12 protein-coding genes are annotated in these 14,964 nt (G+C 39.7%); 7 read left to right on the top strand and 5 right to left on the bottom strand.

Translation table 11 applies throughout. The features are described 5' to 3' along the window. Positions 1-77: 77 nt before the first annotated feature. Positions 78-1,415: an aspartate aminotransferase family protein gene (locus AB2N10_RS14795; RefSeq protein WP_354623140.1), complete on the bottom strand. Its 1,338-nt coding sequence runs from the start codon at positions 1,413-1,415 to the stop codon at positions 78-80. 377 nt (positions 1,416-1,792) lie between these two features. Here AB2N10_RS14795 and AB2N10_RS14790 point away from each other — a divergent pair, with 377 nt between their 5' ends. Beyond that, positions 1,793-2,692, top strand: coding sequence for a LysR family transcriptional regulator (locus AB2N10_RS14790; RefSeq protein ID WP_369434026.1), 900 nt, complete (start codon positions 1,793-1,795; stop codon positions 2,690-2,692). Positions 2,693-2,878: 186 nt separating this feature from the next. On the opposite strand, the gene gabT is transcribed toward AB2N10_RS14790, so the two are convergent. Both gabT and AB2N10_RS14780 read right to left on the bottom strand, forming a co-directional pair. Then, positions 2,879-4,156, bottom strand: a complete 1,278-nt coding sequence (gabT, locus tag AB2N10_RS14785; protein ID WP_354623137.1) for a 4-aminobutyrate--2-oxoglutarate transaminase — start codon at positions 4,154-4,156, stop codon at positions 2,879-2,881. Positions 4,157-4,210: 54 nt separating this feature from the next. Further along, a complete protein-coding gene (locus AB2N10_RS14780; RefSeq protein WP_354623136.1) occupies positions 4,211-5,683 on the bottom strand; it encodes an NAD-dependent succinate-semialdehyde dehydrogenase in 1,473 nt (490 codons plus the stop codon). Positions 5,684-5,791: 108 nt separating this feature from the next. Here AB2N10_RS14780 and AB2N10_RS14775 point away from each other — a divergent pair, with 108 nt between their 5' ends. Then, the gene (locus AB2N10_RS14775; protein WP_354623135.1) at positions 5,792-6,712 is read left to right on the top strand and encodes a LysR family transcriptional regulator; all 921 of its coding nucleotides are present in this window, start codon (positions 5,792-5,794) and stop codon (positions 6,710-6,712) included. Between the two features lie 48 nt (positions 6,713-6,760). Here the strand turns inward: AB2N10_RS14775 and AB2N10_RS14770 are convergent, their stop codons facing one another. Together AB2N10_RS14770 and AB2N10_RS14765 are read right to left on the bottom strand one after the other, a co-directional pair. Continuing rightward, positions 6,761-7,216 carry a protein YgfX gene (locus AB2N10_RS14770; protein ID WP_354623134.1) on the bottom strand — a complete coding sequence of 152 codons (456 nt, stop codon included), beginning with the start codon at positions 7,214-7,216 and terminating at the stop codon, positions 6,761-6,763. Then, positions 7,188-7,439: a succinate dehydrogenase assembly factor 2 gene (locus tag AB2N10_RS14765; protein WP_354623132.1), complete on the bottom strand. Its 252-nt coding sequence runs from the start codon at positions 7,437-7,439 to the stop codon at positions 7,188-7,190. Before AB2N10_RS14765 ends, AB2N10_RS14770 begins: the two co-directional genes overlap by 29 nt. Positions 7,440-7,582: 143 nt before the next feature. Here AB2N10_RS14765 and ygfZ point away from each other — a divergent pair, with 143 nt between their 5' ends. The 5 genes from ygfZ to AB2N10_RS14740 all read left to right on the top strand — a co-directional run bounded on the left by ygfZ (position 7,583) and on the right by AB2N10_RS14740 (position 14,959). Beyond that, complete coding sequence (gene ygfZ / locus AB2N10_RS14760; protein WP_354623131.1) at positions 7,583-8,557, top strand: tRNA-modifying protein YgfZ; 975 nt, start codon at positions 7,583-7,585, stop codon at positions 8,555-8,557. Between the two features lie 146 nt (positions 8,558-8,703). Beyond that, a complete protein-coding gene (locus AB2N10_RS14755; protein WP_369434025.1) occupies positions 8,704-11,190 on the top strand; it encodes a class I adenylate cyclase in 2,487 nt (828 codons plus the stop codon). A 133-nt stretch (positions 11,191-11,323) separates the two neighbouring features. Beyond that, positions 11,324-11,941 (top strand): thermostable hemolysin, encoded by a 618-nt coding sequence (locus tag AB2N10_RS14750; protein WP_369434024.1) that lies wholly within the window; start codon positions 11,324-11,326, stop codon positions 11,939-11,941. Beyond that, positions 11,938-14,166 (top strand): AMP-binding protein, encoded by a 2,229-nt coding sequence (locus AB2N10_RS14745; protein WP_354623127.1) that lies wholly within the window; start codon positions 11,938-11,940, stop codon positions 14,164-14,166. The genes AB2N10_RS14750 and AB2N10_RS14745 overlap by 4 nt, the downstream gene beginning before the upstream one ends. Next, positions 14,156-14,959: an SDR family oxidoreductase gene (locus AB2N10_RS14740; RefSeq protein ID WP_354623126.1), complete on the top strand. Its 804-nt coding sequence runs from the start codon at positions 14,156-14,158 to the stop codon at positions 14,957-14,959. The genes AB2N10_RS14745 and AB2N10_RS14740 overlap by 11 nt, the downstream gene beginning before the upstream one ends. Positions 14,960-14,964: the final 5 nt, after the last annotated feature.

The following is a 14,964-nucleotide window of genomic DNA, read 5'->3' as shown; positions in this document are numbered from 1 at the left end:
TCTATAAATATTGTTGCTGCCGCTTTGCTATTTTATTGGTTCACGAAGCAAGCACCTATTTTCCTTACAAATACGTATTACCCTATTTCGTTAAATGTTTCTCCGAGCGCATTAATTAATGAATCAATCTCCTGCGGTTCACTGGTAAACGGCAAACCAAGTTGAATGGTTGCCCCTCCATAGCGCACATAAAACCCTTTTTCCCACATTTTCATCGCGATTTGGTAAGGTCGTAGTGCAGGCTCTCCAGGAAAAGACTCAATGGTAAAGGCCGCGGCAAATCCATAATTTCTAATATCACTGACGTACTTACACCCTTTTAAGCTGTGTACTGCATTTTCAAAATAGTGACTCAGCCCTTTAACACGCTCAATCAGCTTTTCTTTCTCTAGTACATCTAAAGCCGCTAATCCAGCAGCACACGCAACAGGGTGAGCTGAATAGGTATAACCATGTGGAAACTCAATCAAATAGTCAGGGCCACCTTGCTCCATAAAGGTATCGTAAATTTCTTGCTTAGCGATCACAGCTCCCATTGGGATAGCGCCATTGGTTATCTGTTTAGCAATACACATGATGTCAGGTACAACACTAAAAGCCTCTGCGCCGGTTTTAGCCCCCATTCGACCAAATGCACAGATCACCTCATCAAAAATGAGTAAGATATTATGTTGATCGCAAATTTCTCGAAGACGATTTAAATAACCGATAGGAGGAGGAATAACACCCGCAGAACCAGACATCGGCTCAACAATAAGCGCAGCGATATTAGACGCATCATGCAGAGCAATGAGCTGCAATAATTCATCAGCAAGATCTGCTCCTAGAGCAGGCTGACCTTTACAATAAATGTTCTCTGGCAACATCGTATGACGTAAATGAGCGGCATCCAACGCCGAGCCAAAGAGAGACTTATTTGCACCGATACCACCAACCGAAATACCGCCGAAATTAACTCCATGGTAACCAAGACCACGACCAATCAACTTGGTTTTACTCGCACAACCTTTTTTACGCCAATAAGCGCGAGCCATTTTAAGAGAAGTCTCTACGGACTCCGATCCAGAGCCAGTATAAAATACCCGATTTAACCCCTGTGGCATAAAATCGACGATTTTTTCCGCTAATTGAAAGGATTTTATATGCCCAAATTGAAAGGCAGGCGTATAATCTAAACTCTTTATCTGCTGGCTAACCGCTTCAACTATCGCAGGATGACCATGCCCAATGCCACTGCACCACAATCCAGATAATCCATCAAATATCTTACGCCCAGCAACATCCGTGTAATAATTACCTTGCGCTGCGCTAATGATACGAGGGTCTTTTTTAAATTGACGATTTCCTGTAAACGCCATCCAATGCGCGTCTAACTGTGCCTGAGTCAAGCCATGATAACCCTGCTGCTGATTCATAAATAATCCCTAATAATGGCACCCAATTAATATCTAAGCTCATTATGGCGCGTCATTTATATTCTTAAATGTAAAATTAATTAACCTTACTTAAGTAAATGCTAAAGTTTAGTGGGAGAGATTTTCTGTATAGATGAGCATCAACAATGGATGACCTCAATAGATAGAATAAAAACAGATAGAAAAACGCGCCAAACACCATGGCAACTCGCTTTTTGCAACACTGATTTAAGGTGCGCTGTTGGTGTCAACACAAGTGACTTATGGATTTACTCAGCCAACAATAACTGTTATTTAAATTATTGATTTTTAATTATGCTTTAAAGTATATTAACACCCAAAAGTATGAATAAAATTCATAACAATAGGGTGATGAAATGAACTTAGATTTAAATCAATTGCGTATACTGATTGCATTGGATGATGAACGAAATATCTCAAGAGCAGCAGAAAAACTTTATGTCAGCCAATCGGCTGCAAGCCATAATCTGGCTAAGTTACGGCAACGATTTAACGATCAACTCTTTGTTCGTACTAGCCGAGGAATGGAGCCCACCCCATTCGCGAAAAATATGTTACCGGTTCTCAGACAGGGTGTTTCCAGTATAAAACGCGCATCTGAGATGCAGTCTTCCTTTAACCCCTTAACTGATCCCCATACTTTTTATATTGGTGCTTGTGATTATTTTGAATTCGTCGCCATGCCGGTACTTGCTGAAAAATTTATAGAGCAAGCACCTAATATAAGGCTTTCAATAGATATCAATTCTGAGAATGTAAAAATGGAACAGATGGAGGGTGGCGCGTTAGATTTTCATGTCGGAGTCGATAACCTGCCGCACGCATCCAAAAACTTTAGCAGTCAGGAGTGGCTGCGCGATCAATATGTTGCAGTTGTCGCCACCTGGCGCGATATTCCAGATAAATTAACCACTATACAATTTGCCAGTGAAAGCCAAATTCACTTGCCAATAACATTAAATGGCTCCGATGTCATTGATAATTGGCTACACGATCAAAAACTATACCGTAACATCCACATGGTCACACAAAGTTACGCAATTGGCGGTATGATCAGCGCTCGAACAGGATTATTATTTCCGGTACCAATAAGAGTTGCGCAGTTACTTATCTCTATGATCCCACTTAAAATCATAGAATTACCAGATGAAATTCCTCCACTAGTATTAAATATTATCACCCACAAACTATATGACCATCAGCCATCGATTGAGTGGTTACTTTCTGAGATTAACGCCATCAAAAAAATAATTTAAGATGCAGATATTACTATTTACAGACCCAATCAAAGGCAATGTTATGTCCATGTTACTTCAAGATGCTTTGCACCTTGACGTAACATGGGTATAAATGCACTATTCAAAAATATAAAATAGAGCAACCGAGCAAAACATAATAGGTTTCTCTGTTTATTTTCTATCAAAGGTAATTAAAGTGTTCTATTAACATAGCGATTTAAATAATTGTGTAAATTGCTCTACTCCTTCCTCAATAATTTCATTGCTTGCGGTCAAAGCAGGCAAAAAGCGGATCACATTACCGTAAAACCCGCAGGCTAATAGCACCAAGCCATACTCAGCTGCATTAGCGATAATTGCTTGTGTTAATGTACTATTTGGTTGTTCGATATCACCATCAGTTATTAACTCAATCGCAATCATTGCTCCTTTATTTCTGACATCTGAAATAAGTTGTGGATGTTGATTTTTTAAAATGGTTAATTTTTCATTAAAAATTGCACCAATTTCATTTGCTCTTTGAATTAAATTTTCATCTTTAATCACTTCTAACACAGCTAAAGCAGCTGCACAGGCAACGGGAGAGCCACCATAAGTGCCTCCTAATCCGCCTGGTAACGGTGCATCCATAATTTTACTTTTTCCTACAACTGCGGAAATTGGAAAGCCACCTGCAATCCCTTTTGCCATCGTCATTAAATCAGGTTCAACATTAGAATACTCCATATTGAACATTTTACCTGTACGACCAAAACCAGTTTGAATTTCATCTGCGATTAAAACAATACCATGCTCATCACAAAGATTGCGTAAAGCCACTAAGAACTCTGTAGGGGCAAAATAAAAACCGCCCTCCCCCTGTACAGGTTCAACGATAATAGCGGCAACATCCGTAGGAGAAATATCGACTTTAAATAAGTTGTTGATCGCTTTCAATGAATCATTAACAGAGATACCATGAGACTCGATTGGAAAAGGTGCATGATAGATATCAGCAGGGAATGGGCCGAACAAATACTTATAGGGAGTCATTTTTCCAGTTAATGCCATGGTTAAATTAGTACGGCCATGAAAACCACCGTTAAATGCAATGACACCTCGACGGCCAGTATGAGCTCGTGCTATTTTCACACAATTCTCTACCGCTTCCGCACCACTTGTTAGAAAAATAGCTTTCTTTTCTGATTCTCCAGGGGCAATTTCAACCAACTTTTCAGCCAATTGGACAGCGACCTCATATGGATTTACGGTCATGCAGGTATGGCTAAATTTATCAATTTGTGCCTTTACCGATTCAATCACTTTAGGATGGCTATGCCCCGTATTACAGACCGCAATACCGGTAGCAAAGTCAATGTAACGATTACCTTCAACATCCCAAATTTCAGCGTTTTTAGCTCGTTCAACATACACGGGATAAACATTACCTTGACCACGTGCAATTACCTCTCCTTTTCTTTTCTGTAATTCTGCATTGTTCATTTTATTCACCTAATCTTATTATTTTAATTGTCAAAATTTTTCTATAAATAACGTTTATTTATCTAAACCACCCAGACATAAATATTTAATTTCTAAGTAATCGTCTAAGCCATATTTTGACCCTTCGCGACCATTCCCAGATTGCTTTACACCTCCAAAGGGAGCGGCAGCATTGGAGATGGCTGCTTCATTAATTCCAACCATGCCAAACTCAAGAGCTTCAGCAACACGCCAAATTAAACCAATATCGCGCGCATAAAAGTAAGCAGCTAACCCATACTCAGTGTCGTTGGCCATTGCAATCACTTCATCTTCATCTTCAAAAGCAATAATGGGAGAAACGGGGCCAAAAATTTCATTACTGGCAATGGGCATATCATTGGTGACATTAGTTAAAATAGTGGGTTGATAGAAGTTATCCCCATATTTATGTTTTTTACCACCTAAAACCAAATTTGCTCCCGCTGAGATAGACTCCTCCACTAGCTTATGAACATTAATAACGGCATCACTAGAGATCATAGGGCCGATATTTATCCCTTCAACTAAACCATCACCTACAGTTAACGCAGATACTGCAGCTACAAATTTTGCAGTGAATTCTTCAACCACTTTGCTTTGTACAAAAATACGATTCGTACAAACACAAGTTTGACCCGCATTACGATATTTAGACATTACTGCGCCTTGTACTGCGGCTTCAACATCTGCATCGTTAAAGACAATAAAGGGTGCATTACCACCTAGCTCCATCGATACCTTTTTTACTGACGATGCGCATTGCCTAATTAATGACTTACCTACAGCCGTTGACCCGGTAAAAGTGAATTTATTGACATATGGGTGTTGTGTTAATACTTCACCCATCCCTCTTGCATCGTCTCCAACAACGACGTTAAAAACACCTCCTGGAATGCCCGCACGTTCGGCTAGTTCAGCCATCGCTAATGCAGAAAGTGGTGTTTGTGTTGCTGGACGAACCACAAAAGTACAACCCGCCGCCAATGCTGCGGCCGCTTTACGAGAAATCATTGCATTCGGAAAGTTCCACGGAGTGATAGCAGCAACAACACCAATGGGCTGTTTTATAACAATAATACGTTTATCGTGAGCAGGACCAGGAATAGTATCACCATAAACTCGTTTGCCTTCCTCAGCAAACCATTCAATGAATGCAGCGCCATAGGCTATTTCACCTTTTGCTTCCGCAAATGGTTTACCTTGTTCTAGCGTTAAAATCCGTCCTAAATCTTCTTGATGTTGCATCATTAAATCAAACCAATTTTTCATTAATTTAGCACGTTCATTTGCTGATTTAGTTGACCACATTTTGTAAGCGTCATTAGCTGATTTTATGGCTAATTCAGTTTCCACAACCCCTGCATTAGCCACTCTCGCAATCACTTTCCCATTAGCGGGATTAGTCACCTCTATTTGAGACTCACTACTGTGCCAACTGCCGTTAATATAAGAAAAATTTTTAATTAATTGTTTATCTTGTAAACCTAAGTCTTGATGATTCAGCATAAGTAACTTCTCCGATTTAATAGTTACCTATTGAATACTAAATTTAAAACAGGTTAAATATAAAACTATCAACCTTAAGGTTTAAGTAAATAAAACATTAGAGGCATTATGCATCTCCATTCTATTATTCCTAAGCCAGTGACTGAGTACGATTTACGCTTATTACGCATTTTTATGTCTGTTGTAGAACACGGGGGCTTTTCTGCCGCTGAAAAAACGCTTGGTATTACACGTTCAACCATCAGTGTGCATATGTCTAATCTTGAAACGCGCATGAAACTTAAACTTTGTATGCGTGGACGTGGTGGTTTTTCATTGACTCAAGAAGGACAACTAGTCTATCGAGCAGTTATCAACTTATTTGATTCCTTGAATGATTTTTCATTAATAGTTGGTACATTAGGCAAGGAGTTAAGTGGTGAAATTGTGATTTTATGCGCAGATCAACTGGACAAAAATAAACAACATAAATTGGCTCGTACAATTGAAATCGTACATGAGAAAGCCCCTAATCTCCATATTACTTTAGATGGAGACTCTATTTCTAATATTGAAAAATTATTACTCAAAGATAAAGCTCATATAGGCATATTTCCTGACTATCAAAAAGTTGATGGGTTGAGTTATACCCCACTGACAAGCGAACCGATTTACCTTTGTTGTGGTAAAAAACATCCTTTTTTTAATAAAGTAGACACGCACATTACGTCAGAAGATTTAGCGACCGCTTCCAGTATTCACCCAGGTATAGACATTGAAGCAAATGGACGCGAGCAGTTAAAAAAACTGAATCTTAATGCTAAGGCTTATCAATTTGATATGCGTAAGACGATGATAATTTCTGGTCAATATTTAGGCTACATGCCACAAAGTTATATCCAACAAGAATTGAACGCGGGGGAAATTAGAATAATTCAACCTAGCACTCGGACTTATCAATTCGATTTATCTTTAGTAAATAAAAAGATGCCAATAGAACCCAATAAAGTTAGCTTGTTACAAAACGCTTTTAATATTGCATTTAACTAACAGATTTATCCTTGCTCTTTTTGTCTAAAGAACGCTTAACATGAGCCTTTATCGCCCGAAGTGAAGTAAGCGGGCGAGTTGGCGATACTCCTTTGTGCTAACCGCATCCCTATAAATAACAACACGTCGCGCCTTTTTCTTCAGCGCTGCACACTGTCCACCAGCCATTGGCTCTTTACTTTGTAAATGCAAGGATAAAAAAAAGCTGTTATAAAAAGAACTCGCAGTGACCTTAGCACGCATAACTTCCCCACTGGCCAATAACAATTCAACATCACCCGCATCGCTGAATTTAAGCTGATAACATTGTTCGTAGCTTTTTTTTCCTCCATAAACGGCGATAGCAACTAGCAAAACGAAAAAGGGGGAGGAAGCGAACCAATTGAAATCAAATAGAGTCAAGAACGATATAATTAACACACAATATGCACCAGTGGTAACAAGTGCGGCATAAATTGAACGTTCAACGATGATGCTATATTTTATCGCGTTGTAATATGGCATTAATCATCTTAGATAATTCTAGGTCGGGACAGATTTTGTGCCCCATAAACCAAGCAAATAGCTCAGGATCCTCACATGAAAGTAAGCGCTGTAGAGTCAGTTTATCGTTATCAGATAAGCAATCAAAAGTGTCAGTGACAAATGGCATAAATAACACATCTAGCTCCAACATCCCACGCCGACACGCCCATAATAAGCGCGATTTATTAACCACTTCTGTCATCTTTTTTACTTCCCCATTAAAATAACCACATCCACATCATAACAACAATAATTTATTAACAGCAACTACTGACAAAAGAGCTTGTGAACTATACCATTGTAATAGAATATAACTGCATAGAAACTGTATGAAAGAGGCCCTAAATGCTAACACTTAGTCAACTGAACAATATTAGCCAACTACCCGATTTAGTTTTATGCCCACTTGAACATTGGGATTTAATCCGAGTATCAGGTGAAGACCGCGTGACCTTTCTACAAGGGCAACTGACTTGCGATATAGCTAACCTAAAACCGGGACAACAAACACTCGCTGCTCAATGTAATCCACAGGGAAAAGTGTGGAGTATTCTTCGGATCCTTGTATTAGAAGATCGCATTTTGCTTACCCAACCAAGCTCAGTGACAGCCACACAACTACCAGAACTGCAAAAATATGGCACATTTTCTAAAGTTGAAATAAGCAAAGAAACTGAATATCAAGCAATCGGTCTGGCTGGACGAAAATCTGCAGAATATATTGCCAAACAATTAGGTGTTGCGGCAACACACGATGAAAGCCGACTCACAGAAAATGGCATTTTAGTTAAACAGCCCTATCCATCGCTACGTTACCTCGCTATTTTAAAAAATCAACAGGCCGAAGAGCTAATTAGCGATCTTAAGGAACAAGCCGCGGTTTTTGATGATAGTTTATGGAATGCCATGAATATTGCATCTGGTGTTGCTTTCATAGAAGAAAAAACATCAGGCTTGTTTATTCCGCAGATGCTTAATCTACAAGCGCTTAACGGCATAAGCTTTAGTAAAGGTTGCTACATTGGGCAAGAGACGATCGCTCGAGCAAAATATCGTGGAATCAACAAACGCGCCCTATTTATCCTCACTGGTCGTGCTAGCAAAGCACCTGAAGTCGGAGATAATGTCCAAGTATTAGTCAATAACAATTGGAAGCGTATCGGCACCATTATATCTGGATGTCAATATGGAGATGGGCATATCGAAGTACTTGCGGTTTTGCCAAACGATTATAACGACGATGATATATATCAAGTTCAAGAAATTGAAGGCTCAACTTTATATTGCGCCCCCCTTCCCTACCAATTAGCTGAAGAGTAAAATATTTGCATTACTTATAACAACCAACGTGGGGGGATATGACGAATATAAATAAATTTGTGCATGTTTCCCCATCTCACTAACAGTGCTACAATCAATGCTCTTTTTCCGTTTGTTATATTTATCTGTATGCAAAAGGTTCCCTATTGAATCACGAAATTAAAAGATTATGTCAAAAAGCCGATCAATTTAATCGCTTACGGATACAATCAGCACAAGTATTAATGAATGAAGAAGAGATCAATGTTTTTCAAACTTTCCCACTATTATTTCATTTTAATCATCCGACATTACCCGGTTATATTGATGGAGATGTTCCAACTGGAATACACTTATATGAAATAACAGATAAACATAGGGATATTTTAGCGAATTTCCTAGAAGTAGAATTACCCGTTAAAACTTCTAATATTAACGACCTCATTGGTTTATATGCGATGGGTAGTACGTCATCTGTCGGACAAAGCTCTGAAAGTGACTTCGATATTTGGATTTGCTATCCACATCAGCTTGAACCTGAACGAATAAAATTATTAAATGAAAAAGCATGGAATATCACCCACTGGGCAAATAACTTTAATGTTGAGTTAAACTTTTTTTTAATACCTGATAATAAATTTCGCGTCGATAATGATGCCAATATGACCTACGATGCATGTGGTTCATCGCAGCATATGTTGCTGCTTGATGAGTTCTACCGTACCGCATTACATATAGCAGGAAAAAGAATACTGTGGCGACAAATTCCCTTTGAACACGAGCAAAATTACGATCAGTATGTAAAAAGCTTATATGAAAGTGGCGAGTTAAATCCACAAGACTGGTTAGACTTAGGCGGATTCCATCGCATTCCCGCAGAAGAGTATTTTGGTGCCACACTTTGGCAATTATATAAAGGCATCGATAATCCTTATAAAGCCGTACTAAAAACAATTTTGATGGAAGCATATTCTTGGGAGTATCCGAATACTGAACTGATTGCGATGTCTTACAAAAAAACCTTCCAAGAACAAACTTATTACGATGAAAACCTAGATCCCTATTGCTTAATGCTCAATAAAGTTACTTCCTATTTAATGAGTATTAATGACAGCAAGCGGCTTGAAGTCGTAAGAGCCTGTTTTTACCTCAAAACGGAAGAAAACTTATCCAAGAAAGAGATACACGATAACAATGCTTGGCGACGCTCAATTGTTAGCAAATTTGTTAAGCAATGGGGCTGGAATGATCAAGAGATAGCCTATTTGGACAATCGTAAAAACTGGAAGGTCTCAGAGGTTAGTAAAGCAAAAGATGTCTTATTAGAAACACTGATGGGGAGTTACCGGAAATTACTAAGCTTTGCGAGAGACAACAATATATCAGAATCGATTAGCGCAGAAGACCTGGGTATTTTATCGCGCAAACTCTACGCAGCTCATGAAACATTACCAGGGAAAGTGGATCTAATTAATCCCAATATTTCACCCGACCTTTTTGAACCAGATCTTAGTTTTATTCAAGTTCCAGAAAACAGAACAAATCCGGCGGGTTGGTACCTATACAATTGCCCTATTGAAAATAATGCGTTAATGCAAACGCCCAAATTAATGCACGCCAAATATATATCGAAATTAATCTCTTGGTGCCATATGAATGGCTTATATGATGAAGAAACCAGATTACATCTATATAATCAAGGCTCCGATCTTGTAGAGCAAAAACTGAATCAGTTTATTCAGGATCTGCATTCTATTTTCCCTATTTATGTTCCCAAAGCAAGTAATCAAGCCCTCAGCCGACCTTGTGAAATAAAACACCTTACTATCTTTTTAAATGTCGAAAAAGATCCAACTCGGCACTGGCAAGATACCCAAGAGAGCGTACTGAATCAAATTGACGATGTATTTTCATGTGGAGAACATAAAGAGTGCTTGATCGGCAGCATTGATCTTATTTATCGCAACTCTTGGAATGAAGTGCGTAGCCTGCACTTTGACAATGAATTCGCTGTCGTAGATGCTCTGACGACTATTTTAGGTAAGATGCATCAAGAGGCTCGCCCCCCTGAGCAAATCGATATTTTTTGTTATAGTCGTTATTTTACTCAACAAATTAGCCAAGCATTTTATAAAAAACTCAATGAATATATACAATTACGTTTAGACTCAATAGCACAACGTTCAGTACAAACATTATGGACCGGCGGACGAAAATTTGCATTTTACTTCGAGCGCACAGGGGTCACGCTACAACACCTAGAAAGCACCGTGGATATTTATAGCCACATATCCAATAAAAAATTATCCACCAGCGCCATTAACCTAAAAAACACCCACTTTACTGAGACTGCTGAAATTATCGAATCTCATATTAGTGATGGGCTTATCCAATTTTTCTTCGAAAATTATCATGGTGGATTCAATGTCTATATTGCCAATGCAGATAATGAGATAGAGACCTTCCATCATTTTTCTGGCAGCAAAGATGATTTAGTGCAAAATGTAAATCGCTTCTATGCATCCAATAATCCTAGTAATGATTTAGATGAACAGATTAACTTCAATTTGCCGCAATTTTATGACATTGGCGCACTTGAAGATGGCAAATTATTTTTATCTCCCTATAAAAGCAATGGCAAAAATAGCTTCTAAGACTTCCACTTACAACTCACCCTGGGCGCCGCAGCTAATCGCTTTAAAATAATCATTATTTTTTACTTATCTTAAGTTTATCTTAAGTCTTGCCCTCTAAAGTTAATTTAGATATCCAAAAGAGGGTAAGAAAATGAAACTCACACAGCCCGTTACATTAAAAGTGATCGATCGCTCTCACCCCTTACGTCAGGAGGTTGAGCGCTATGTCGCCTGTCGCTACGAACTTGCATTTACGGCAAAGATCACTGAATTTATGCCGACATTTTTAGCAATCTACTCGGAAAATGGAGAATTGCTTTCAGTTTGCGGCTACCGTATTGCGAGCGATGAGCCGCTATTTCTTGAACAATACTTAGCACAACCCGCCGAGCAAATTATGGCGAAACAATTTGCACAAGTGATAGCACGTTCAAATCTCATTGAATTTGGTCAATTGGCGAGCTTCTCTAAAGGTATATCTCCCCTGCACTTCCTGTTAATGGCTAAGCATCTTACCGAGCAAGGTTTCGAGTGGTGCATTTTTACCGCGACAGATCCCCTATACGCGATGATGGTGCACTTAGGGTTAACCCCCACCGTGCTATCGATGGCCGACCAAACAAAAATAGCTAATACAGAAACGACTTGGGGAACTTATTACCATACACATCCACGTGTATCAGCCGGTAATTTAAAAGTAGGTTTGACTCAACTAATTGCTCGCTACGAGCAGCTTTGCCAACGTCAATCACGAGTAAAAACATCATGAATATCCTGTTAAAAAACATCGCCTTTTTTGCACACAACACGCCCAATAACATTGCGTTACGCGGCAGTTCCACACGCAGCCTCGAAACAGTGCAATTAACTTACTCACAACTGTGGCAAGAGATAAAACTAACAGAGCAGAAATTAATCAGTAATGATTGTCAATGTATTGCGTTACGCGCAGAGAATAGCATCGATTGGGCTATCATCGATTTAGCGGCATTGTTAGCGAATATCACCGTTATTCCTATCCCGATGTTTTTCAGTGAACAACAAGTTGACCATATTTTAAATTCAGCAAATATAGATACACTGATTGGCGATTGGCCACACATTGCTGGTGAGAAAGCCATCAATTTCTCCTATCTCAATGGTTACAAGGTAACGAAGCAAGGTAGCTTCGCCCCATTATTTGCAGAAACCAATAAAATCACCTTTACCTCTGGATCGACGGGCTCCCCTAAAGGCGTCTGTTTGAGCCAATCACACCTACAAAAAGTAACTCAGTCATTAATTTCTACTATCAATAATGACGATAAACCCTTGTCTCATCTAGTTCTCTTACCTCTATCAACCCTACTTGAAAATATTACCGGTATTTACGTGCCTTTACAGATGGGTGTCTGTAGCGTCATCTACAGTGGAGAAAAAGTAGGATTGCAAGGCTCTAGCAAATTTGATGTAACCGTTTTTTGTCAAATACTGCAACGTGAAAAACCGCATAGCTTAGTCTTAACGCCTGCTTTATTGCAGGTATTGATTCAAATTGCTATGCAGCAACCACAACTTATTAGCACACTCAAATTTGTAGCCGTCGGCGGCGCACATGTATCAGAAGCGATAATGCAAAAAGCATTGGCGTTGGGAATTCCTGCCTATGAAGGTTATGGATTATCCGAATGTGGTTCGGTGGTCAGCTTAAACTCACATGCCCATAATAAGCTAGGAAGTTGTGGTCAACCGCTAGCGCATTGCAATGTCAGCGTTGCCGCTGATGGTGAAATAATCGTGAGCGAAGCGACTATGTTGGGCTATCTAGGAGAACAAGCAACGAAAAATAGCATTCACACAGGCGATATCGGCTACCTCGACAAAGACAACTATTTACATATTACGGGAAGAAAAAGTAATTTATTAATCACCAGTTACGGACGCAACATTTCACCAGAGTGGATTGAGTCAGAGGCACATAATCACTCTGAATTACAACAAATTGTCATCATCGGTGATGCACAGGAGAGCTTAACTGCGATTGTTGCAGCACAACATAGCGAGCAACAAAGCACGATAGCGGCAATTAAAAAGCTCAACAACTCACTACCTGATTATGCACAAATAGCGACCTTGGTGATGAGCGCACCGTTTACGCAATATCCACAACTATTGACCGCCAATGGTCGCCCTATGCGCAACAACTTCAGCAACCTGTTTACGCCGATGATAGACCATTCCATCGCGCGACCAAACTCGGTAAAACTTATATCAATTAAGGAAAAAGCCATGCAAAACAATATGCAACCAACAAGTGACTTCTTCACTCAATTACAAGAAGCCACGGCAATAGAACAACAAAAAATGTACCAACAGCCGATTTTTGCAGCCTGTCAGCGTGGTGAAATATCCTTGCAAAGCTACTATGCCTTTTTAACGCAGGCTTACCACCATGTAAAACATACCGTGCCACTATTAATGGCATGTGGCTCTCGTTTAAGTGAAAACTACGAGTGGTTGCGTAGCGCCTTGGCACAATATATTGAAGAGGAAAAAGGCCATCATGAGTGGATTTTAAATGATATCAACGCCTGCGGTTTCGATGCCAAACTGGTGCGAAATAATCAAGGAACGGGCAAAGTAGGGAGTGGTATTGAGTTAATGGTGGCATACCTTTACCATCAGATTGACCGTAAAAATCCTCTCGCATTTTTAGGTATGGTCTGGGTATTAGAAGGCACCAGCGTCAATGTTGGAGGAAAAATTGCTGAATTAGTACAACAAAAACTTAATCTCCCCGATGCAGCGATGAGCTATCTCACATCACACAGCACCTTAGACCAAGAACACATCAAACTCTTCGCTTCCTTAGTCAATAAAATTAGCGACAAAGCGGATCAACAAGCGATTATTGATGGCGCTAACATGGTATTCAAACTTTACAGTCAGATGCTCGCAGCCCTTCCAACCAGTAGCGAGACAATAACAGTTGTTGAGGTTTGTCATGAAGCTTAAGGATAAACGCGTCTTAATAACGGGGGCAACGGGTGGCATTGGTCATGCGCTTTGCCTTAGTTTGGTCTCGGCTGGCTGTCACCTCATTTTAGTCGGGCGCCAACAAAACAAGCTAGATCAATTAATCGAGCAGTTACCAGCAACAAGTAACTATCTATCAATTGAAGCCGATATTAGCTGTAGCGAAGGTCTAAAAACCGTTAACAAGGAATGCCTCTCATATATTGATGAGGGAATTCATATCGATATTGTGATTAATAATGCTGGCTGTAATACCTTCGATTACCTTGCTCAACGTACCATCGAATCAATCGAGCAAGAGATAGCCATCAATATCAGTGCACCAATATCACTAAGTAAGTATGCACTTACTTGGTTGCCTGATAACGGTATCATCGTAAATATCGGTTCGACCTTCGCCGCTATCGGTTATCCCGGTTACGCTACTTACTGCGCAACCAAAGCAGCACTCCACCGTTTCACAGAAGCAATGCAACGCGAATTACAGGGGAGTGGTCAACAGATGCTATTTATTGCCCCTCGCGCCACCAACACGGCGTTAAATGATCAACGCGTCAGGGATCTCAATCAGGCATTAGGCAATAGCGTCGATACCCCTGAACGAGTTGCCCTAGAGGTATTACAAACACTGCAAAACGAAACAAAAGTAGCTTGGATTGGTTGGCCAGAAAAATTATTTGTACGCATCAATCAACTCTTTCCAAACTTAGTTTCCGCATCTATTTACAAACAAAAAAAGATTATTAGTGAAAGCCTTGCTAAGGCACATTAACAACG

The organism is Psychromonas sp. MME1 (genome assembly GCF_041080865.1).
Lineage (GTDB): Bacteria > Pseudomonadota > Gammaproteobacteria > Enterobacterales > Psychromonadaceae > Psychromonas.
This window is presented reverse-complemented; position numbering and strand designations above follow the sequence as displayed.